This window comes from Streptococcus sp. SM5 (assembly GCF_027497975.1).
Genome location: NZ_JAJNSC010000014.1, coordinates 1 through 22,932 on the forward strand (window position 1 = coordinate 1; position 22,932 = coordinate 22,932).

18 protein-coding genes are annotated in these 22,932 nt (G+C 41.6%); 11 read left to right on the forward strand and 7 right to left on the reverse strand.

Annotation, left to right across the window (positions count from 1 at the left end):
• The 6 genes from PAN07_RS10895 to PAN07_RS10920 form a co-directional block, all read right to left on the reverse strand.
• On the reverse strand, positions 1-5,179 hold a 5,179-nt coding region (locus tag PAN07_RS10895), incomplete at its 3' end, for an alpha-L-fucosidase (RefSeq protein ID WP_269797935.1).
• A gap of 336 nt (positions 5,180-5,515) precedes the next feature.
• On the reverse strand, positions 5,516-5,992 hold the full coding sequence (locus PAN07_RS10900; RefSeq protein ID WP_000203038.1) for a glutathione peroxidase: 477 nt from the start codon (positions 5,990-5,992) through the stop codon (positions 5,516-5,518).
• Positions 5,989-6,567: a DUF3278 domain-containing protein gene (locus PAN07_RS10905; RefSeq protein ID WP_000711238.1), complete on the reverse strand. Its 579-nt coding sequence runs from the start codon at positions 6,565-6,567 to the stop codon at positions 5,989-5,991. The genes PAN07_RS10900 and PAN07_RS10905 overlap by 4 nt, the downstream gene beginning before the upstream one ends.
• Positions 6,568-6,593: 26 nt before the next feature.
• Positions 6,594-6,929, reverse strand: a complete 336-nt coding sequence (locus tag PAN07_RS10910) for a hypothetical protein (protein ID WP_269797936.1) — start codon at positions 6,927-6,929, stop codon at positions 6,594-6,596.
• Between the two features lie 10 nt (positions 6,930-6,939).
• Positions 6,940-7,482, reverse strand: coding sequence for a DUF3278 domain-containing protein (locus tag PAN07_RS10915; protein WP_084861933.1), 543 nt, complete (start codon positions 7,480-7,482; stop codon positions 6,940-6,942).
• Positions 7,483-7,497: 15 nt separating this feature from the next.
• The gene (locus tag PAN07_RS10920) at positions 7,498-7,692 is read right to left on the reverse strand and encodes a helix-turn-helix transcriptional regulator (RefSeq protein ID WP_001082472.1); all 195 of its coding nucleotides are present in this window, start codon (positions 7,690-7,692) and stop codon (positions 7,498-7,500) included.
• Positions 7,693-7,859: 167 nt separating this feature from the next.
• On the opposite strand from PAN07_RS10920, the gene rsmH reads away from it, so the two are divergent.
• Genes rsmH through mraY form a run of 4 tightly spaced genes read left to right on the forward strand, consistent with a single transcriptional unit; the run spans position 7,860 to position 12,375 of the window.
• Positions 7,860-8,810 carry a 16S rRNA (cytosine(1402)-N(4))-methyltransferase RsmH gene (gene rsmH, locus PAN07_RS10925; protein ID WP_000159432.1) on the forward strand — a complete coding sequence of 317 codons (951 nt, stop codon included), beginning with the start codon at positions 7,860-7,862 and terminating at the stop codon, positions 8,808-8,810.
• Positions 8,811-8,819: 9 nt separating this feature from the next.
• Positions 8,820-9,137 carry a cell division protein FtsL gene (gene ftsL / locus PAN07_RS10930; RefSeq protein WP_000227824.1) on the forward strand — a complete coding sequence of 106 codons (318 nt, stop codon included), beginning with the start codon at positions 8,820-8,822 and terminating at the stop codon, positions 9,135-9,137.
• Between the two features lie 3 nt (positions 9,138-9,140).
• Complete coding sequence (pbp2X, locus tag PAN07_RS10935; protein WP_269797937.1) at positions 9,141-11,393, forward strand: penicillin-binding protein PBP2X; 2,253 nt, start codon at positions 9,141-9,143, stop codon at positions 11,391-11,393.
• Between the two features lies 1 nt (position 11,394).
• Positions 11,395-12,375 (forward strand): phospho-N-acetylmuramoyl-pentapeptide-transferase, encoded by a 981-nt coding sequence (mraY, locus tag PAN07_RS10940; protein WP_269797938.1) that lies wholly within the window; start codon positions 11,395-11,397, stop codon positions 12,373-12,375.
• Between the two features lie 71 nt (positions 12,376-12,446).
• Here mraY and PAN07_RS10945 read toward each other — a convergent pair whose 3' ends face one another.
• Positions 12,447-17,960 carry an SIALI-17 repeat-containing surface protein gene (locus PAN07_RS10945; RefSeq protein WP_269797939.1) on the reverse strand — a complete coding sequence of 1,838 codons (5,514 nt, stop codon included), beginning with the start codon at positions 17,958-17,960 and terminating at the stop codon, positions 12,447-12,449.
• 329 nt (positions 17,961-18,289) lie between these two features.
• Between PAN07_RS10945 and PAN07_RS10950 the strand changes: the two genes are divergently transcribed.
• The 7 genes from PAN07_RS10950 to PAN07_RS10980 all read left to right on the forward strand — a co-directional run bounded on the left by PAN07_RS10950 (position 18,290) and on the right by PAN07_RS10980 (position 22,914).
• Positions 18,290-18,538, forward strand: a complete 249-nt coding sequence (locus PAN07_RS10950) for a YneF family protein (RefSeq protein ID WP_084861926.1) — start codon at positions 18,290-18,292, stop codon at positions 18,536-18,538.
• Between the two features lie 199 nt (positions 18,539-18,737).
• Positions 18,738-19,532: a glutamate racemase gene (gene racE, locus PAN07_RS10955; protein WP_084861925.1), complete on the forward strand. Its 795-nt coding sequence runs from the start codon at positions 18,738-18,740 to the stop codon at positions 19,530-19,532.
• Positions 19,529-20,500: a nucleoside-triphosphate diphosphatase gene (locus PAN07_RS10960; protein WP_265470824.1), complete on the forward strand. Its 972-nt coding sequence runs from the start codon at positions 19,529-19,531 to the stop codon at positions 20,498-20,500. Before racE ends, PAN07_RS10960 begins: the two co-directional genes overlap by 4 nt.
• Positions 20,476-20,997: a metallophosphoesterase gene (locus tag PAN07_RS10965; RefSeq protein ID WP_001118949.1), complete on the forward strand. Its 522-nt coding sequence runs from the start codon at positions 20,476-20,478 to the stop codon at positions 20,995-20,997. Before PAN07_RS10960 ends, PAN07_RS10965 begins: the two co-directional genes overlap by 25 nt.
• Positions 20,994-21,455: a cyclic-di-AMP-binding protein CbpB gene (gene cbpB, locus PAN07_RS10970; protein ID WP_084861921.1), complete on the forward strand. Its 462-nt coding sequence runs from the start codon at positions 20,994-20,996 to the stop codon at positions 21,453-21,455. Before PAN07_RS10965 ends, cbpB begins: the two co-directional genes overlap by 4 nt.
• Positions 21,452-22,186 (forward strand): site-specific tyrosine recombinase XerD, encoded by a 735-nt coding sequence (gene xerD, locus PAN07_RS10975; RefSeq protein WP_338092166.1) that lies wholly within the window; start codon positions 21,452-21,454, stop codon positions 22,184-22,186. Before cbpB ends, xerD begins: the two co-directional genes overlap by 4 nt.
• Positions 22,186-22,914, forward strand: coding sequence for a segregation/condensation protein A (locus PAN07_RS10980; protein ID WP_084861917.1), 729 nt, complete (start codon positions 22,186-22,188; stop codon positions 22,912-22,914). The genes xerD and PAN07_RS10980 overlap by 1 nt, the downstream gene beginning before the upstream one ends.
• Positions 22,915-22,932 lie beyond the last annotated feature (18 nt).

A 22,932-nucleotide genomic window follows, 5' to 3' on the forward strand; every position in this document is an offset into this window, starting at 1 on the left:
TTGCTTTATCAGTAATTTCAACTAATTTTTTCTTAGCATCGTTGTTAGTACCAAGTTCAGCCACTTTTTTCGCGATAGCTTCAGTCAGGCTAGCCATAGCCTTATCGTAATTGATTTCAGGCTGTTCCGGTTGTTTTGGTTCAACCGGTTGTTCTGGTTGGCTAGGTTGCAATTGCTTGATTTGTTCAAGAGCGTTATTGAGGGCTTTGTTGACGTCTTCTTGAGTCTTGGCTTCTTGGATAGCTGCGATTGCTTTATCAGTAATTTCAACTAATTTTTTCTTAGCATCGTTGTTAGTACCAAGTTCAGCCACTTTTTTCTCGATAGCTTCAGTCAGGCTAGCCATAGCCTTATCGTAATTGATTTCAGGCTGTTCAGGTTGTTTTGGTTCAACTGGTTGTTCTGGACTTGTTTCGTCTCCGGGTTTTTGGTAATTTTCGTCTTTGCTAAGAATATCTTGCAAAGCAGTGACTGTTGACATCACATCTTGTACATTTACAGTATCAGAACTTAATTGTGCAGTGAGTTTATCAAGATTAGACTTAAATGCTTGGCGTGCAGTTGCTGTATTTTTCAAACCACTTGGATCAAAGTTAGATAAGTCGTCTTTCCATTTAGAGAGAGATTGAAGGATTTGTGTTTTGCTGTAGAGTTCACTTCCTTCACCACGAGTGATGAATTGATCCACCTGGATACCGATGTTTCGAGACAAATCGTTTCGATCAGGATCTAGTTGAAGGGTGACTGCGTGCAAGTTTTCATCAAGACCTTTTAGGCTAACCAGAGTTTGATTGCCTTGACGTTGAGCAGCGTGACCGCTAAAGTATTTCTTGCCCTCAATAGTCGACGCATTTCCCATGCCGTCTTGGTAAGGAACTTCTTTGCCATCTAGGAAGACTTTGTAGATACCATGATTTGGATCAACATAGCCCTTGATATCAAGTCCAGTACCGTAGAAGTAGGCTGTGACAGTTGTCTTTTTCTTTTGTTCATCAGTTAAGCGACCAAAGGAAGCCCAAGACTCCGTTTTTTGGTACTTGTCTGCTGAATTGGTTTCATGGTGCCAGCCAGGACTGTAATCCAACTGACTAGCTTGGTCATCATAACTTGTTTGATCCTTGATCAGCAATTCAGCTTTCATCACTTGGATGGTTGCATCGGTAGCAAAACCGAGTAAAGCACCATCAGAAACAGAAGTGAGCTTGGCTTTGAAGTCAAAGATAGAGTCGGCTTGTTCTGTAAAGTCAATCGTTGGGATGGTAACAGTCTTTTCTGTTTCTCCATCTTCAAAAGTCACATCTTGAGTTGTATCTTGGTAAACTTTACCGTGAACCCCAGTTCCAGGTTCTGTGATGAAGCGAACAGTAGCAGTACCCTTGCTTCCACCAACACGTTTAATTTTAACAGTGACTGGTTTTCCTTTTTCGACTTCGTAAGAAGTTGCTTCAAGCTCAAACATACCCTTGCTGTTATTGTTTAGAGTGTAGATTCCTTCTGTAGCAATTGGTTCACCTGTTTTATTAACAAGGGTAATGGTATGTTGGCCAGGTGCTAAATCGTCTGTTTCATATACTTTTTGGCTGCGTTTACGGCTAGTGTTCTTAGTTTGCACATCCGCAACTTTTTGGCCATCAACGTAGACGGACATTTCTCCATGACCTGGGTCAACTGTAGAGACGACATAGGCCTTGGTTCCTGTGAAAGTATAGCTTACTTTGGCATCTTTTTGATTGGTCCACATAGAAGTGCCACGAACACCTTCAGATTCATTGTACCAAGTTGTACCGGCTGTATCCGCTGTTGTATTTGAGTGGTATTCAAGTCCAAGAGGGTAGCCGTCTGTCTTTTCGATACTACTTGGTGTCTTGTAGACTGAGAAGTTGGTTAAGATTGGAGTTGCTTGAGCTCCGGTGATGGTTACACGGATTTTTTGTGCCTCTACAGGCTTGCCTTGAATCAAGCGACGGTAACCAACAGTTGAACCTTCTCCGTAAGTCACCCAGCGACCGTTGATTTCGACTTCAATCTTGAAACCAGAGATACGCTGACCTTTGGCGATGTCTTCCTTGAGTTCGACAACGTCAAAGCGTCTCTTTTGTCCCAAATCGACTGTGAAGCTACCTGTTGTGGCATCATTTGAAAGAGCCCAGCTAGTATCATCTTTACCGTCTGTAAGGTGGCTTTCTTTGTAGAGATGGTTCTGACGAGTCGAGCTTGCTGTTACAGTTGCTCCTTTGGCAAAGTCAGTCGCATACATTTGATCTAGAGTCGCTTTGAATTCTTTCAAGCGAGCCACGTCAGCATCTGCGAATTTACCTTCTTTGTTTGGTGGAATGTTGAGAAGAAGTGGCGTTCCACGACCAACAGACTTGAAGTAGATATCCATCAATTCTTTGAGGGATTTTGGTTGCTGGTTATCGTGGTAGAACCAGCCAGAGCGGATGGAAACATCTGCTTCTCCTACAGAGTACATATCTCCGTCAGGGTCACCGTGGTTAAGGTATTCGTTCTTAACATTTTCGGTGATGTTTGCTTTCTTGACCTTATGCCATACAGGGTCACCGGCGATACCACGCTCATTTCCAATCCAACGGATACTTGTTGGTTCGGCAGAGAAGATAGCGATATCTCCTTCAGCTTCCTTGATGTATTTGAACCACTCATCAAAAGTGTAGGTTACTTTTTGGGCACCGCTACCGCGTGCTCCATCCATCCAGACTTCAATAAATTTACCCTTATTACCGTATTTTGGATTACCAAGGATTTCTTTTAGCTGATTGAGGTAGTATTCGTTGTATTCTTTTTGAGTAGCTACCTTATATTTAGGGCTATTAACATCCCATGGTGATAGGTAAACACCCATGTTCATATCGTATTTAGTAGCCGATTTAGAGATTTCTTCTAAAAGGTCACCCTTTCCATCTTTCCATGGGCTTGCAGCTACGGTGTGATTTGTATATTTAGATGGGTAAATAACGAAACCATCGTGGTGTTTGACAACCATAATAGTTCGTTTAAAGCCAGTTTCCTTTAGAGTACGGATCCATTGATCTGTATCTAAGTTAGTTGGATTGAAGTTTTTAGGGTCTTCATTTCCATGTCCCCACTCAGAATTAGTATAAGTATTCATACCATAGTGGATGAAGGCAGCTAATTCTTCCTTGTGATAATCAAGTTGAGCCTTGCTTGGAAGGGGGCCGTGATTTCCGATTTCTGTTTCTTTATCTTCTGGATGAGCAGCAGGTAAAACATTTGAAGTCGGATTAGAGCTATCAGAGATTTTTTCGTATTCAAAGACAACATCATTCACACCCTTGTGCTGGATGCTGGCTTCTAAGCGTGGAGTGATTGCGCGGTAGCCTGCGATTTCTTTTGCTTCAAAAGTGTTTACAAAGGAAACATCGTATTCTTTTCCGTCATTATTATCAGTAACAACATCTGCTAATTCTTGCTCTGAGCCTTTCAAACGATAATGAATGGCAAATGAACCTTTATTCACTTTATAAACCACCTTGATGACCCGTGTTCCTGGAGCTGTTTTGCTGACGACGTTGTAGGTCCACTCATCTTTGAGTTGTTTGTTGATTTCGACGCCATCAATAGAGACAATCTGGTATTTCTCTTGATTTTTTGTATAGAAGTCAGTCTTAGCGATTTCTTTTTTGAAGTTATAATCAAAAGCTGTTCCAACTTCAGTTTTTTCAACAAAAGTATCATCAGTTTTGATTGGATTACCAGTTTCATCTACGTGTTGAACAACTACACGTCCGTAATCGATTCCTTTAATGAGTGTCGCAACACCATTTTCATCGAAAGAATATTGATTTTCGCCAATAACAGCAGTTTTATTTCTGAACATTTCTCCTTCAGGAGTAAAGTAATATCGTTTCCCATTATCACCTTGGTACCAACCTTTGACGCCATATTTTGCGATAATATCTTTTACCCATTTTACTTGCTCGGGTGAGAGGACGATTCCGCCACCGAAGCGGTCTTTGTCAGGGATGCCGTTTTCAATTGTGCCGTGTTGGTGAACACCGACTACTTTACCATCACCGTTGATAATACCAGCACCTGAAAGGCCTGAAACAGAAGTCATATGATAGGTGATGCCTTTTGAGCCTTTATCATCATAATTATCAACAGATTTCACGACACCATCAGCCTTGTAAAGTTGACCAGCTACAATTGGTTTTTTGAGCTCAGGTGAGCTTGAATCAGTTGGATATCCAATCGTGCTAACAGGGTCCCCAGGTTGATAGGTTTTATTTTCTGCCAAGGGAACAAAGGTAGCAGCTTTATTTGGACTAGCGATTTGAAGAGGAACAGGTGCTACAACAGCAGCCAAGTCATTTTGATATCCTTTTCCAAATTCTTTCTTGTTCCAAAAATGAATATCTTCTTCTTTGAATAGAGTAGTATTACCCGTTACAGGTTGAGAATTGCGAACAGCAGAATTAGAACCGAGGTTATAGTAAAACTTAGCAGAATCTCCGCCTCGAATATGTCCTTCTTTTGTATCACGGTTTGATTCTAAAAAGTTGTGGGCAACAGTCAAGATGACATTTGGTGCCACAAAAATACCAGAACCAGACACGATATAGCGTTGGGAACCACCATTGTAAATAGTGTAAATCATACTAGCAGCAGTAGCAGGTTGTCCTTCATAAGGGACGTGCTTCAAATCTAGACCACCGTTGATAATTGCACGATTACCATTTTCAGCTTCTTTTGGAAGTTCTTCCTTGTTTTTTAGAATGCTTTCTGTCTCAACTTTAGGGCTATCCTTCTTGTCTACGATTGCTGAAGTATCTATGTTTTTCACGGGTGCATCAGGATAAGCTTGATCGTGGATTTCTTCAGGAAGCAAGTCAGTAGTTTTAGTTTCTGCTACAGTCTTCTCTTCTACTGGTTTAACAGTTTTTTCTGCTTTCTCTGCTTTCTCTGACTCTTGAGGTGTAGAAATTACAGGACTTTCATTTTTGACTTCTGGTTTGGTTTTTTCAACTTCGGCCAATTTTTCTACATTTGGTTGAGAGCTTGTAGTTTCAATTTTTGCTTCGTCAGCTAGTGCTGTACCAGATGCAAAAAAAGCGAGTCCGACCATAACCGAAGCAACTCCAACGGTTAATTTTCTGATGCTAAAAGTTTGCTCTTTTTCAAAAAGGTATCGATTCATAATGTACTCCTAGTTTGAATCAAGACAGTCAGCTACTGTCTGAGCCCAAGTATGACTTGGAAACGATTTTCTTTAGCGATAGTTAGATTTTGTGCAATAGTTTGAGACTAATTACCCCCTCTGTTTAAGCGCTTTCATTTTAGAACAAAAAAATTAAAATTGTTATCTTAATCTTTAAAATAACTTAAAAACCTTAACATAACAAATATACTAAATTGTTCCAAGAAATGCAATAGAGAAAGTAAACCTAATTTAAAGAAATTCTTTCACTTTTTAAAGAAAAAAATACATCCTTTTAAGAATTAAACTGAATGAAAGAATGTATTCAAAAAAAAGTCAGAGTAATTTTTGTATCGCCTCTTCAATTTGTTTTGGGTCTGTTTTTGAAGAGAAGCGTTCAAAGACCTGCCCATCTCGACCGATGAGAAACTTAGCGAAATTCCATTCGACTCGTTTTCCCAGTGGGCCAGATTTTTGTTCTTTCAACCAAACATAGAGAGGGTCTGCTTCCTTACCGTTGACCTTGATCTTGGCAAAACGTGGGAAGGTGGTTTGATAATGTAGGCTACAGAAGGCGTTGATTTCCTCTGCGCCGCCTGGTGCTTGTCCCATAAACTGATTGCAAGGAAAGTCTAAAATCTCAAAACCTTGTTCTTGATAGCGATCATAGAGTTCTTGAAGTCCTTGGTACTGGGGCGTTAAACCACATCCAGTAGCAGTGTTGACAACCAAGAGAACCTTACCACGATAGGTCTCTAGTGGAGTTTCTTGATGGTCTTGGTTCAAGACTGAAAAATCGTATAGTGAAGTCATTGCTTGCTTTTCTCCTTCTGTTTGGTATTTTTAGGAGTTTTCTCCTCCTGTAGTGATAGAAATCCGTAGGTCAGGGTTCCAAAAATGCTTCCGATAATCAGGCTATACATCAGGAAAGGAATACTTTTATCGAATTGCATGAGCAACTTTCCAAAATCTGAAAGGGACATCTGTTGAACGAAGACTTTATGAAAGATGAGTAAGGTAAAGAAGCCAATCTGAATACCGATAAACACAATCCAGCTTCGGAATTTGATTTGAGCTTTGCTGTAGGTTTTGAGAATGATTTCTGATTTGTCATCCTTTTCAAGATGAAGCTCTTGGACGGCTTTTTGAGCTTTTATACTCATGAACAAAATGAGTCCAAAATAGATGTAGGGCATAACATTTCGAACAATTTCTATAAAGCTTCCGAACAAAATATAGAATAGGAAGAGAATGAAGGAAGAGTAAAAGATTTGGATCATGGAACGGGCGCAAGCCTTGTAGATAACCTCTTGACGGCATTCATCAAAAGGCCCTTGGATATGAAAGAAATTTCGAAGTAAGCGAGTTGTTAAGTCTTCTTTTTTCATGGGTGATTTCTCCTAAATGAACGATGTTATTTTGTTTCTTTTACGAATTGATAGAGATAATAAAGATAAGTAATAGAAGAAAGGATGGCGATAGTTAGCAGTATATAATATTTCCAATTGCTTGAAATGAGCGTCAGCTGTGGTAAGGATAGAAAGGATAGAATCATAAAGCATAGTGCTAGGTTGAGTATGCGCGTTTTTTGGGAATCTATCTTTAGATAAGTCAATCCTTTGTTGAGTGCTGGAACAAAGACTGGAAGGAGGACTATATCGTAGATTGGCAAGTTCCCTGAAACGATGATGAAGATGAGCAGAGAACTGAACAAAAGATGATAGGTAAGTAAAGTTATTAGTGATTTCATAGGGCACCTCCTAATCCTCATCTTGATCTTTCTTAGCTTTAGCAATGCGACGGGAGATGATAATTTGTATAATCACTCCGAAGAAGAAAGAATGGAGAATACTTGAAAAAATATTTTTAAAAGCGAGAAGAGACTGAAGATAGTCCTGGCTCTCACCTAGCAGTATATGGAGAAGAGGTGTTATAAAAAATATCAATAGACCAACAAACAAACCCGCTTTCAGACCAGGGTAGTGTAGTTGCTTACTTTCTTTCTCGCTCAGCATATCTGGATCAATAGCTGTGATGCCTGTTTTTTTGGTTTGGGAGAGCACATAGAGAGAAGAAATCATGGAAATCATAAAGACAATGATTGGATAGCCGATAGCGACAATTTGCGGGTATTTATAAGCGAGGACGAAGGGGATGAGATTCCCAAACGTCATCAGATAAAAGAGGATGATAAAGACTTGATTGCCAATACGATCAGCCTCGCGTCGTTTGTGTTCGTCGAGAGGACCAGAAATTCCGTATATGCGTTTGATGAGTTTTTCAGTGAAGGTTTCTTTTTTCATAAGTTTGCTCCTTTTTTAAAAATCTTCCTCCCAAAAGAGACTGTTGAGGTCAGTTTGGAGGCTACGGGCGAGATTGAGACAGAGTTCCAGAGTTGGGTTGTACTTGTCGTTCTCAATCATATTGATGGTTTGTCTCGAGACACCTATATCCTTGGCTAGTTCGAGCTGGGAAATGCCCAGTTCCTTGCGAAATTCTTTCACACGATTCATCTGGACTCCTTTCTGATTTGTGTCGTATATATTTGACTATATTATATTCTTCTATGAAATAGATGTCAAGCATATTTGACATCTATTTCTTAAAGAAATCTTACTTTTTTTGCCCTATTTGTCTGACTAGTGCAAGCTGGTCGGATTTGTGGTAAAATAGATAGGATATGACAAAAGAATTTCATCATGTAACGGTCTTACTCCACGAAACGATTGATATGCTTGATGTGAAACCTGACGGTGTTTACGTTGATGCGACCTTGGGTGGAGCAGGCCATAGCGAATATTTATTAAGTAAATTAAGTGAAAAAGGCCATCTCTATGCCTTTGACCAGGACCAGAATGCCATTGACAATGCGCAAAAACGTTTGGCACCTTACATTGAAAAGGGGATGGTGACTTTTATAAAGGATAACTTCCGTCATTTACAGGCACGTTTGCGCGAAGCTGGTGTTCAGGAAATTGATGGAATTTGTTATGACTTGGGAGTGTCTAGTCCTCAATTGGACCAGCGTGAGCGTGGTTTTTCTTATAAAAAGGATGCGCCACTGGACATGCGGATGAATCAGGAAGCTAGTCTGACAGCTTATGAAGTGGTGAATCACTATGACTATCATGACTTGGTTCGTATTTTCTTCAAGTATGGTGAGGATAAGTTTTCTAAACAGATTGCGCGTAAGATTGAACAAGCACGTGAAGTCAAGCCAATCGAGACAACGACTGAGTTGGCAGAGATCATCAAGTCGGCTAAGCCTGCTAAGGAGCTCAAGAAGAAGGGCCATCCTGCCAAGCAGATTTTCCAAGCTATTCGGATTGAAGTCAATGATGAACTGGGAGCTGCAGATGAATCTATCCAGCAGGCTATGGATATGTTGGCTCTAGATGGTAGAATCTCAGTGATTACCTTCCATTCGCTAGAAGACCGCTTGACCAAGCAATTGTTCAAGGAAGCTTCAACAGTTGAAGTTCCAAAAGGCTTGCCTTTCATCCCAGATGATCTCAAGCCCAAGATGGAATTGGTGTCCCGTAAGCCAATCTTGCCAAGTGCAGAAGAATTAGAAGCCAATAACCGCTCGCACTCAGCTAAGTTGCGCGTGGCCAGAAAAATTCACAAGTAAGAGGAAAAAATGGTAGATAAGAAAGAAACAACCAGTCAATTCTTGCAGAATCGTATCAAAAAATTCTCCCGTGTGGAGAAGGCTTTTTATCTTTCCATCGCTTTTACAGCTCTCGTCTTAGCAGTGAGTATTATCTTTATGCAGACACGACTCTTGCAAGTGCAAAGTGATTTGACAAAAATCAATGCGCAGATAGAGGAGAAGAAGACAGAACTGGACGATGCTAAGCAGGAAGTGAATGAATTGATTCGTTCCGAGCGCTTGAAAGAAATTGCAGATAAAAAAGATTTGAAATTGAATAATGAAAATATCCGAACAGCGGAGTAAGATATGAAATGGACAGAAAAAATAACCCGATTTGCGGTAAAAAATCGTAAATCTCCAGCAGAAAACCGTAGAATAGTCGGCAAGTACATCAGTTTGTTAGCTGTCGTACTTTTCGCTATCTTTTTGGTCAATTTTGCTGTTATTATCGGGAGTGGTAGTAAATTTGGTACTGACTTGGTAAAAGAAGCTAAGAAGGTTCACCAAACAACTCGCACAGTCCCTGCTAAGCGTGGGACTATCTATGACCGAAATGGAGTGCCTATCGCTGAAGATGCGACCTCTTATAACGTATATGCTGTTATTGATAAAAAATACAAGTCAGCAACTGGAAAAATTCTTTATGTAGAGGATTCGCAGTTTAATAAGGTAGCTGAAGTCTTCCATAAGTATTTGGATATGGATGAAGCTTATGTAAAAGAGCAACTGGCTCAACCAAATCTGACCCAAGTTTCCTTTGGTGCAAAAGGAAATGGGATTACCTATGCCAATATGATGGCTATTAAAAAAGAGTTAAAAGATGCTAGTGTGGAGGGGATTGACTTTACAACTAGCCCTAACAGAAGCTATCCAAATGGACAATTTGCTTCTAGTTTTATTGGCTTAGCCCAACTTCATGAAAATGAGGATGGTAGTAAGAGTTTGTTAGGGACTTCTGGTTTGGAGAGTTCTTTAAATACCATTCTTGCTGGGACAGACGGTATTATTACCTATGAAAAAGACCGTGTAGGAAATATCGTACCCGGTACAGAACAGGTATCGCAACAAACTGTAGATGGCAAGGATGTTTATACAACATTGTCTAGTCCGCTCCAATCTTTCATGGAAACTCAGATGGATGCCTTTCTAGAAAAAGTAAAAGGTAAGTATATGACCGCGACCTTGGTCAGTGCAAAGACCGGTGAAATCCTCGCTACCACCCAACGACCTACCTTTAATGCAGATACTAAGGATGGCATCACCAAAGATTTTGTTTGGCGTGATATTCTTTATCAAAGTAATTACGAACCAGGATCAACCATGAAGGTCATGACGCTAGCAGCATCTATTGATAATAATACTTTCCCAGGTGGAGAATACTTCAATAGCAGTGAATTAAAAATAGCGGATGCGACGATTCGAGATTGGGATGTTAATGATGGTTTGACTACTGGTAGGATGATGACTTTCTCACAAGGTTTCGCTCACTCCAGTAATGTTGGAATGAGTCTACTTGAACAAAAAATGGGAGATGCTACTTGGTTGGATTATCTAAACCGCTTTAAATTTGGGGTCCCAACTCGCTTTGGTTTGACAGATGAATACGCTGGTCAACTTCCAGCTGATAATATTGTCAATATTGCTCAAAGCTCATTTGGGCAAGGGATTTCAGTAACACAAACACAAATGCTTCGTGCCTTTACAGCTATTGCTAATGATGGAGTTATGCTGGAGCCAAAATTTATAAGTGCTATTTATGATACTAACAATCAGTCTGTACGAAAGTCTCAAAAAGAGATTGTAGGAAAACCTGTATCTGAAGATGCAGCAAGCTTGACTCGTACTAACATGATATTAGTTGGGACGGACCCTCTATATGGAACTATGTATAATCACTACACAGGAAAGCCAATTATAACAGTTCCTGGACAAAATGTAGCAGTTAAATCCGGTACGGCTCAAATCGCTGATGAGAAAAATGGAGGATACTTGGTTGGTTCTACCAATTATATTTTCTCAGTTGTGACTATGAATCCTGCTGAAAATCCTGATTTTATCTTGTATGTAACGGTTCAACAGCCTGAGCATTATTCAGCTGCCCAGTTGGGAGAGTTTTCCAATCCAATATTGGAGCGGGCTTCAGCGATGAAAGAATCTCTGAACCTTCAATCTCCAGCTAAGAATTTAGATCAAGTGACGACAGAATCTTCGTATGCAATGCCTAGCATCAAGGATATTTCACCTGGTGATTTGGCGGAAGCCTTACGTCGAAATATTGTGCAACCAATCGTTGTTGGTACTGGAACAAAGATTAAAGAGACTTCTGTAGAAGAAGGAAAAAATCTTGCACCAAACCAACAAGTTCTCCTTTTATCGGATAAGGTAGAAGAAATTCCAGATATGTATGGCTGGAAAAAAGAGACTGCTGAGACCTTTGCTAAATGGTTGGATATTGAGCTAGAATTTGAAGGTTCAGGTTCCGTCGTCCAAAAGCAAGACGTTCGGACCAATACAGCTATCAAAAACATTAAAAAAATTAAATTAACTTTAGGAGATTAACATGATTAGTTCCATCAGTGCTGGAATTGTGACATTTTTACTAACTTTAGTAGGAATTCCGGCCTTTATCCAATTTTATAGAAAGGCGCAAATTACAGGCCAGCAGATGCATGAGGATGTCAAACAGCACCAGGCAAAAGCTGGGACTCCTACAATGGGGGGGCTTGTTTTCCTCATTGCTGCAGTTGTGGTGAGTTTCCTCGTCGCTCTTTTTTCAAAACAATTGACCAATAATGTTGGTATGGTTTTGTTTATTTTGGTCTTGTATGGTTTGGTTGGTTTTTTAGATGACTTTCTCAAGGTCTTCCGAAAGATCAATGAGGGGCTAAACCCCAAACAGAAATTGGCTCTTCAGCTTCTAGGTGGTGTTATTTTCTACCTTTTCTATGAACGTGGGGGCGATATGCTCTCTGTCTTTGGCTACCAAGTGCATTTAGGGATTTTCTATATTATCTTCGCTCTTTTCTGGCTAGTTGGTTTTTCAAACGCAGTCAACTTGACAGATGGTATTGACGGTCTAGCTAGTATTTCCGTTGTGATTAGCTTGTCTGCTTATGGAGTTATTGCCTATGTGCAAGGTCAGATGGATATCCTTCTAGTGATTCTTGCCATGATTGGTGGTTTACTTGGTTTCTTCGTCTTTAACCACAAGCCTGCCAAGGTCTTTATGGGGGATGTGGGAAGTTTGGCCCTAGGTGGAATGTTGGCAGCTATCTCTATGGCCCTCCACCAAGAATGGACTCTCTTGATTATCGGAATTGTTTATGTCTTTGAAACAACTTCGGTCATGATGCAAGTCGGTTATTTCAAACTGACAGGTGGCAAACGTATTTTTCGTATGACGCCTGTGCATCACCATTTTGAGCTTGGAGGATTGTCTGGTAAAGGAAATCCTTGGAGCGAGTGGAAGGTTGACTTCTTCTTTTGGGGAGTGGGGCTTCTAGCAAGTCTCTTGACACTAGCCTTTTTATATCTACTGTAAAAAATAATCCTTTATTGACAAAGAAATCAGGATGAAGCTTATCTTCATCCTGATTTTTGTGTGGTTAAACGTTAGTTTGATTCATCCTTTTTACTCTTAAGTAGAAAAGTTGCTGTTAGGACTAGACTCAATCCTGACAAGAATAGTAGTGGATTAGATGTTTCACCAGTAGCTGGAAGTTGTTCTTTAGGAGAATCATTTGCAGATTGAACAAGGTCTGGACTAGATGAAACTTGCTCAGAGCTATTGGCTAATGGTTTGATATCTGTTTCACTTGGTTTTTGCTCTGCAGTAGTTGATGCTCCATTAGCTTGATAAACGACTGCATAGGTGCTGAAATGACTAGTCGTAAATTCTGCCATTCCCTCGCGAATAGTAAAATCGAGAGCCTGTAACTCTTTTGATGGAGTTAGGTAGTAGACATTTTCGACAGCAGAGGAAATAGGCAAGCGAACCAAGACAGCTCTTTTTGGTTGCAAACTCTGGTCTGTTGGATTTTTAAGGTGAAGATCGTAAGCATCATAGGTCCTACCAAATAGTTCTTGAGCTAATACACGTCTGCTAGAAATGTGAGAAATTCCCTCTAAGTCAGTCGCCCCTCCAATAATTTCAACTCCAGTCCTTTCATCTTTTAAGACACGAAGTTTATATTCAGGAACAGAAACAGTAGGCGCTTGCTTTTGTCCTGCTGTACCGATAGGCTTCGTGTACTCAGGCATAGAAACCGTAGGTGGCTGTTCTTGTCGCACAGTACCGATAGGCTCAGTATACTCGGGGATAGAAACAGTAGGTGGTTGTTCTTGTCCCGCTGTGCCGATAGGTTGAGTGTATTCAGGGATAGAAACAATAGGCGCTTGTTCTATTCCTGCTGTGCCGATAGGTTGAGTGTACTCAGGGATAGAAACAGTAGGTGCTTGCTCTTGTCCTGCTGTACCGATAGGTTTAGTATATTCAGGGATAGAAACAGTAGGTGCTTGCTCTTGTCCTGCTGTACCGATAGGTTGAGTGTATTCAGGAATATTTACTACAGGAGGTTGTTCCTGTCCAGCCGTTCCGATAGGTTTAGTGTATTCAGGGATAGAAACAGTAGGCGGTTGTTCCTGTCCAGCAGTTCCGATAGGCTCAGTGTACTCAGGAATAGAAACGGTAGGTGGCAGTTCTTGTCCCGCTGTGCCGATAGGTTTAGTGTACTCAGGAATGTTTACTACAGGGGGTTGTTCTAGTCCTGCTGTGCCGATAGGTTTAGTATACTCCGGAATATTTACTACAGGCGGTTGTTCCTGTCCTGCTGTACCGATAGGCTTAGTGTATTCAGGAATTTCTACAATAGGAGCAGGGTCATCTCCCTTGCTTGTAGTTGGCTGCTGATTCTCAACCTTCTTCTCATCCTTTTTGGTAAAGACAGCTACGACAGGACTGCTTGTTGTATTTCCCTGGATAGAATAAGCTTCTATCGCATTTCCAATTTTTCGATTGGTTTCGTCAGGGATAGGGATTTGTACCCGATTATCTTGAATTGATAAGACAGTCTGATCTCCAGTCGTAACTAGATGATTATCGTCTATCCTGCGTAAAACGAGTGGATCTTTGATGCCTGGGAAGGTCACAGCGATGGCTTCCCAATCTCCAGCTGGAAGAGTTAAAGAGATGTTTTTATCCCCTTCCTTAAGTGGTGCGATACTTGGACTATCCAAGCTTACAGCTGGAGCCTTAATCACATCAAATGAATCTAGAGAAATTTTCTTGCGACCTGCTGGTGAATTTGGATCAACTTTCAATGTCAAAATATGATTGCCATCACTCAGATTAGTAAATTCTCCAATTAAGGTTGCCTTTTGGGTAGCGCCAGCAGTGTAGAAGTCTAGACTTGGCATTTCTTTGCCATCTAGTGTCACGAGAGCTTTTCCAAGAGCGGATGTTTTAAGTCCGTAAATTCGAATACCTGTTCCAGTAAATGGAATGGTTGCTTGAGCTTCTGAAGCGGTACTTGGGTCGGCGTTATTGATGTCCGCATATTTTTCTGTGCTCTTATATAATTCAGTGTCGCTCCAATCTTTGAATTGAGATCCGTATTGAATGCGAGGGTCGCGGTCATCCATTTTTTCAATGGTTGTTCCTTGTCCCGGTAAAACTTTAAAGTAGTCTAAGGAAATTTTGGAACGTTCACTTCCACGGTGTTTATGCTCTTGTTTTACAGTGATAGTCATCACATGACTACCATCTGACAATCCTGTGAAGCGACCGATAAGGCTACCTTTTTCAGTTGCACCTGCAGTATAGAAGTCCAGTTCACCGACTGATTTACCATCGATTTTGACTTCAGCGATTCCCAATTGAGATGATTTGAGACCATAGATTTCAATACCAACACCATTGAAAGGAATGGTTGCTGTCGCATCTTTATCTGTATAGTTACCTAGTGAAAGGTCAGCAAACTTCTCTGTTCCTCCAAATAATTCTGAGTCTGCCCAGTTTCCAAATGCAGAACCGTATTGGATTCGGCTATCACGGTCATCCATCAATTGGTTATAGGTTTCGACATTGGCCTTTTCGGATACCTGTGTAGAAACATTACCCAGCATAGCCTTAACAGTATAAGTGTAGGCGAGTTGAGGATCGAGTGAACGGTCGATAAAATGGGTTTGATTGGTCACAAATCCTCTGCTTGCAGAGGTTTGGCCAGATTCGTCTTTCACTTGTCTTTGGATAACATAGTGGGTAGCGCCTTCTACTTGGTTGAAGGTAAGTTCGGCAGTGACGCCATTTTGTCGAACTGCTGTCAGACTGGTTACACGACCAGGGAAATGTTCAAAGGTAATGACATCACCTTTTTGTGTTGCCAGTTGAATGCGGCCATCTTTAAGAACAGTTGCTTGGACAGATTTGCCATTAACCTTAACCTGACTGGCTTCGATATTTGGATAATCTACAACTAGGTCTCCACCGACATTTGAAAGGAAGGACAAGCTTTGCAGGTTTTTATCTTTCCACTTCATGCTAACTTCAAAGTTACCACGGGCAACCAGACCAGAAACCTGACCGTCTTTCCAAGCATCTGGAAGGGCTGGCAATGGTGCAATGTAGCCAGTGTGTGATTGAAGAAGCATTTCTGCAATCCCACTGGTTGCTCCAAAGTTTCCGTCGATTTGGAAAGGTGCGTGCGTATCCCAAAGGTTTTCTAGGGTTGAATATTTGAGCTGTTCAGCAAGCAGGCGATGGGCACGGTTACCGTCTAAGAGACGAGCCCAGAGGTTGATTTTATTGGCCTTAGACCAACCAGTACCACCATCTCCACGGTGGTTGAGGGTAGCACGTGCAGCTTCTAGGTATTCAGCTTGATCTTTGCTAAAGAGCGTACCTGGGAAGAGACCAACTAGATGGGAAACGTGGCGGTGGTGATTTTCAATCCCTTCATTAGTGAATTGGGGACTGTCTTCTTCGTACCATTCCTTGATGCGTCCTTCTTTGTTAATGTGAAGTGGTTTTAGTTTGTCAAATTTAGCCTTGACCTCTGTAACTAAGTCTTGGTCGACATTCAGATGGTTGGCGACTTCCATGTAGTCATGGAATAGCTGCCAGACTAGTGATTGGTCAAAGGTATTTCCAATGGTAATAGTACCGTGTTCAGGTGAATAGGATGGAGAAGATACCCAACGGTCGCTGGCCTGGTCGTAGTGTAAGAAGGAATTCCAGAACTTAGCTGTTTCCTTGAGCATTGGATAAATCTTTTCTTTGAGATAAGTCTCATCCTTGGTAAATTTATAGTAGTCATAGACGTTCTGCATCATCCAGGCATTAGCTGCTGGCGACCAACCCCAATAGTAATTCCAACCAGGAGTAGTCCAGCCAAATGGTGTCGCCTGGGTATGAACCAGCCAGCCATTTTCTTGTCCATCTTTGGATTCGATACCGGCGTATTCCTTAGCAGCGATACGGCCATAGTAGCGCATATCGTCAATGTAATTGATCATTGGCTTGGCTGTTTCAGCTAGATTGCTCATGTAGGCTGGCCAATAGTTCATTTGCAAGTTGACATTGAGGTGGTAGTCAGCGTTCCAAGGTGGATTGTCTACGGCATTCCAGACTCCTTGTAGGTTGGCAGGAAGGGCATCTGTCCGATCACGAGATGAACTAATCAATAAATAACGTCCGTATTGGAAGAAGAGTTCTTCCAGTTTTTGCCCTTTGCTAGGGTTATAGGTCTGAAGGGCCTCTTTTGTCGTTTGAGCAGCATTGCTTCCACCTAGGTTTAGTTTGACGCGGTTAAAGAGGCTTTGATAGTCTTTGATATGGTTCTTTTTAAGTGTCTCGTAGTCTTTGCCCCTAGCTGCTTCTACAATGCCTTTAACTGTTTTTTCGAGGTCAATGTCTTTGCGATAGTTTGTTTTTGGATTCTGAGCAAAGTTAGTCTTGGCACTGAGTAAAAGCGTAGCGTAGCTAGCTCCTGTGATTGTTAAACTATCCTCATGAACAGTAACTTTTCCGTCCGTTTTAATTCCTAGATAGGATGCGAACTGGAGGCCATTATCTTTGACTGTACCTTTTAGTAGGATACCATTTGGGTCTGTCGTAACATGGCCACTCTTGTAGTTAGAATATTCCGCTGAGTAGTCTCCGTTAGCAAGTAAATCTTCTGTTAAGCTATTCCAAACTGTAAAATCAAGTTTTTTGTCCCCTTTTTGGGTCAAGTGAGTAACAGTAACATCATCAGGGTAACTTGAGAAGGTTTCTCTTTTAAAGGTCGTTCCATCTTGGGTGTAAGAAGTTGTAGTAGTGGCTTCTGTGATATCCAAACCACGGTGATAGTCTGTAACTGTATCCAGCCCCTTTTTCTGGTTATTGAAGACCATGAAGATATCACCAAAGGCTAGATAACGTCCATACTGGGCGTTGTTTGGTCCAACTAGATTTTGTTCAGCTAATCGTTTGGCTTTTTGGCGATCTCCGTCTTCAAGAGCCTTACGAATTTCTGCTAAAATTTTATAACGTTCCTGATAGTTTCCTCCGTTATAGTCGGTACTGTCGGGACGCGGACCACCTGACCAAAGAGTTTTTTCGTTGTATTGGATTCTCTCCTCGCCGATGAGACCAAAAACCTTAGCACCCATTTCACCATTCCCAACTGGGAGTGCTTGTTTTTCCCAGCCATCATAGGAAGGAGCTGTTGGTCGATCATAGTTTAGCTGATAGTTGCTTTGTTCTGTCACAGGTAGTTCTTGTTTTTCGGTTTCCTTATTTTCATTAGGTTTTACAATAGCTTCAGTACTGGCTTGGTTAGTTGTAGCAGAAGTAACATCAGCCTCAGCGGGTTTGCTTTCAGAAGAACTATTATTAGCTAGAACTAGTTTTGTATGATCAATTGGCACGTTTGGCTGTGTATGCTCAGTTGATTCACTTGCTTTTGTTATAGTGTCTGTCTTAACTGTAGTTTTCTCTAATGCAGGCTCGTTTTGCTGTACTTCAATAGTATCAGCAGAGACGGTATGACTAGCTAGAAAAACCGCTCCAAGCAAAACAGAGGCTGTGCCGACTGTTAGCTTTCGAATACTGTAGCGACAGGATTTCTCCCTCCAAATTTTTTCCATAGAAACCTCCTTTAGTGATTAAAAGCGCTTTCATTTTTAATGAGGCGAACTTTTATTTCTATATTGTATTGTTAATCTAATTTTACCAGCTAATGAAGTGTTGTCAAGAGGATTAGAGAAGGATATATATTTGATATTGTTTTGTATTAAAAAAGTGGAGGAAACGAATAGTAAGGGAGTGTATTTTGTATATTCTTTCTAGTTTTGACTAGAACAATAAGCCAACTTTAATTACAGCTTACTCATCTCTGAAAGCGTAAAACAAACTAGTCAGGGTGGCTAGTTTGTGGTATAATGAAAGAGACTCAAAAAGAAACAGGAGAAATATGATGGATTTACTTTTAGCAATTGTATTGATTGTGCTAGCTTTTCTAGGAGGAGCTCTTGGAGGAATGTACTTGGTTCGTAAGCAAATTGAAAAAGAATTCGCTGACAAGCCACGTTTGAATGCTGAAGCAGTTCGTACTCTTTTGAGTGCAAATGGTCAAAAACCAAGCGAAGCTAAGGTACAACAAGTTTACCACCAAATCATCCGCCAACAAAAAGCAGCCCTTGCTAACAATAAAAAGAAAAAATAAATAAGGAAAAGTCTGGGATGAAAGTTCCAGACTTCTCACTATGTTGGCTATGGTTTAGGGATGAGACTTTTTCCTTGCATTCTATTGATATTTGATTATGATTAAGAGAGATAGTAGTTGTTGAAGCTGTCCTTCAGTTCTTAAAGACAAGTAATCATAATGAACTATCAATCAGAAAAAAGACTAGAAAGAAGACTGTATGGATAATCGACCAATTGGTTTTTTGGATTCGGGTGTCGGGGGGTTGACCGTTGTGCGGGAGCTCATGCGCCAGCTTCCCCATGAAGAAATCGTCTATATTGGAGATTCGGCACGGGCGCCCTATGGTCCCCGTCCTGCTGAGCAAATTCGTGAATATACTTGGCAGTTGGTCAACTTTCTTTTGACCAAGGATGTCAAAATGATTGTCATTGCTTGTAATACTGCGACTGCGGTCGTCTGGGAAGAAATCAAGGCTCAACTCAACATTCCTGTCTTGGGTGTAATTTTACCAGGAGCTTCGGCAGCTATCAAGTCCAGTCAAGGTGGGAAAATCGGAGTCATTGGAACGCCTATGACAGTCCAATCTGACATTTATCGTCAGAAAATCCATGATTTGGATCCAGATTTACAGGTGGAGAGTTTGGCCTGTCCCAAGTTTGCTCCCTTGGTGGAGTCTGGGGCCCTGTCAACCAGTGTCACCAAGAAAGTAGTTTATGAAACCCTGCGTCCCTTGGTTGGAAAGGTGGATAGCCTGATTTTAGGCTGTACCCATTACCCACTCCTTCGCCCTATCATCCAGAATGTCATGGGACCAAAGGTTCAACTCATCGATAGTGGAGCAGAGTGCGTACGGGACATCTCAGTCTTACTTAATTATTTTGAAATCAATCGTGGTCGCGATGCTGGACCACTTAATCACCGTTTTTACACAACAGCCAGCAGCCAAAGTTTTGCCCAAATAGGTGAAGAATGGCTGGAAAAAGAAATTCATGTGGAGCATGTAGAATTATGACAAATAAAATTTATGAATACAAGGATGACCAGGACTGGTATGTCGGGTCCTATAGTATTTTTGGTGGCGTCCGGGCGTTGACTGATGAAGACTTGGATTTCCCTCTGGTTGGATTGGCCAAAATCTTTCGAGACGAGGAACGAGGTTTCCCGATTTCAGTTACTGTTTTACGCTATGGTTCTCGCTACCGTTTATTGTCTTTTGTGGTAGATATACTAAACCAAGAAGCAGGTCGCAATCTAGAAGTCATCCAACGTCAGGGAGCTTTGCTTTTGGTTGAAAATGGCCAACTCTTGTATGTGGAATTGCCCAAAGAAGGGGTCAATGTTCATGATTTCTTTGAAACAAATAAGGTCAGAGAAACCTTGTTGATTGCGACTCGTAACGAGGGCAAGACCAAGGAATTTCGAGCTATCTTTGACAAGTTAGGATACGATGTGGAAAATCTTAATGACTATCCTGACTTACCTGAAGTAGCAGAAACAGGCATGACCTTCGAAGAAAACGCCCGCCTTAAGGCGGAAACCATTTCACAGTTAACAGGCAAGATGGTTTTGGCAGATGATTCTGGACTTAAAGTCGATGTCCTTGGTGGCTTGCCAGGTGTCTGGTCAGCTCGTTTCGCAGGTGTGGGAGCAACTGACCGTGAAAATAATGCTAAACTCTTGCACGAGTTGGCCATGGTCTTTGAACTCAAGGACCGCTCGGCTCAATTCCATACAACCCTAGTCGTAGCCAGCCCAAACAAGGAAAGTTTAGTTGTTGAGGCTGACTGGCCAGGCTACATTAACTTTGAACCCAAGGGTGAAAATGGATTTGGCTATGATCCCCTCTTCCTAGTGGGAGAGACAGGCAAATCATCAGCTGAGTTAACCCTTGAAGAAAAAAATAGCCAATCTCACCGTGCCTTAGCCGTTAAGAAACTTTTGGAGGTATTTCCATCATGGCAAAGCAAACCATCATTGTAATGAGCGATTCTCATGGCGATAGCTTGATTGTGGAAGAAATCCGTGATCGCTATGTAGGCAAAGTTGATGCCGTTTTTCATAACGGCGATTCTGAACTGCGTCCTGATTCTCCCCTTTGGGAAGGCATCTGTGTTGTTAAAGGGAATATGGACTTCTATGCAGGTTACCCAGAACGTTTGGTGACTGAGCTTGGTTCAACCAAGATTATCCAAACCCATGGTCACTTGTTTGACATTAATTTCAATTTTCAAAAGTTGGACTACTGGGCTCAGGAAGAAGAGGCCGATATCTGCCTTTATGGTCACTTGCATGTGCCAAGTGCTTGGATGGAAGGCAAGACCCTCTTTTTAAATCCAGGTTCTATCAGTCAACCACGTGGGACCATCAGAGAATGTCTCTATGCTCGTGTGGAGATTGATGATAGTTACTTCAAAGTCGATTTTTTGACACGAGACCATGAGGTGTATCCGGGCTTGTCCAAGGAGTTTAGCCGATGATTGCCAAGGAGTTTGAGACTTTCTTGTTGGGTCAGGAGGAAACTTTTTTGACCCCTGCTGAAAATCTAGCTGTATTGATTGATACCCACAATGCTGATCATGCGACCCTCTTGCTCAGTCAGATGACCTATACCCGTGTTCCTGTTGTAACAGATGAAAAACAGTTTGTTGGGACGATTGGGCTCAGAGATATTATGGCTTATCAGATGGAGCATGATGTGAGCTCAGAAATCATGGCGGATACGGACATTGTCCACATGACGAAAAGGGACGTAGCGATTGTTTCGCCTGATTTTACCATTACGGAGGTCCTGCACAAGCTGGTAGATGAGTCTTTCTTACCGGTTGTGGACGCAGAAGGTGTTTTCCAAGGGATTATTACGCGCAAGTCTATCCTCAAGGCTGTCAATGCTCTCTTGCATGACTTTAGTAAGGACTATGAGATTCGATGCAAATGAGAGACAGGATTTCAGCCTTTTTAGAGGAAAAGCAGGGCTTATCTGCCAATTCCAAGCAATCTTATAAGTATGATCTGGAGCAATTTTTAGACATTGTGGGCGAGCGGATTTCAGAGACCAGTCTCAAGATTTACCAAGCCCAGCTAGCCAGTCTGAAAATCAGCGCCCAGAAGCGGAAGATTTCGGCATGTAACCAATTTCTCTACTTTCTCTATCAAAAAGGAGAAGTGGATAGCTTTTACCGTTTGGAATTAGCCAAACAAGCTGAAAAGAAGACTGAAAAGCCGGAACTGCTAGACCTAGACTCTTTTTGGCAGGAAAGCGACTATCCAGAGGGCCGCTTACTGGCGCTTCTTATCTTGGAAATAGGGCTCTTGCCCAGTGAGATTTTAGCCCTCAAGGTTGCGGATATCAATCTGGATTTTCAAGTGTTGCGAATTAACAAGGCTTCCCAACAGAGGATTGTCACCATTCCCACAACCTTGCTTTTAGAGCTAGAACCCTTGATGGGACAGACCTACCTCTTTGAAAGGGCAGGGAAAGCCTATTCTCGTCAGTGGGCCTTTCGTCAGCTAGAGTCTTTTGTCAAGGAGAAAGGTTTCTCAACCTTATCCGCCCAAGCCTTGCGGGAACAGTTCATTCTAAGACAAATAGAAAAGAAGGTCGATTTGTACGAAATTGCAAAAAAATTAGGATTAAAAACAGTCCTGACCTTAGAAAAATATAGATAATGGATATTAAATTAAAAGATTTTGAAGGGCCGCTGGACTTGCTTTTGCACTTGGTTTCTAAGTACCAGATGGATATCTACGATGTGCCCATTACGGAAGTTATCGAACAGTATCTAGCCTATGTCTCAACCCTGCAGGCCATGCGTCTGGAAGTGACGGGTGAGTACATGGTCATGGCCAGTCAGCTGATGCTGATCAAGAGTCGCAAGCTTTTGCCAAAGGTGGCAGAAGTGACCGACTTGGAGGATGACCTGGAGCAGGACCTTCTTTCTCAAATCGAAGAATACCGTAAGTTCAAGTTCTTGGGGGAGCACTTGGAAGCCAAGCACCAAGAACGGGCCCAGTACTATTCCAAAGCACCGACAGAGTTGATTTACGAAGATGCGGAGCTTGTGCATGACAAGACAACCATTGATCTCTTTTTGGCTTTTTCAAATATCCTAGCCAAGAAAAAAGAGGAGTTTGCACAAAATCACACGACTATCTTGCGGGATGAGTATAAGATTGAGGACATGATGGTCATCGTAAAAGAGTCCTTGACTGGACGAGAACAGTTGTGTTTGCAGGATTTGTTCAAGGAAGCCCAGAATGTCCAAGAGGTTATTACCCTCTTTTTGGCAACCCTAGAGTTAATCAAAACCCAGGAGCTGACCCTCGTGCAAGAGGAGAGTTTCGGAGATATCTATCTCATGGAAAAGAAGGAAGAAAGTCAAGTGGCCCAAAGCTAGACTTGATAGAGAGGAAAG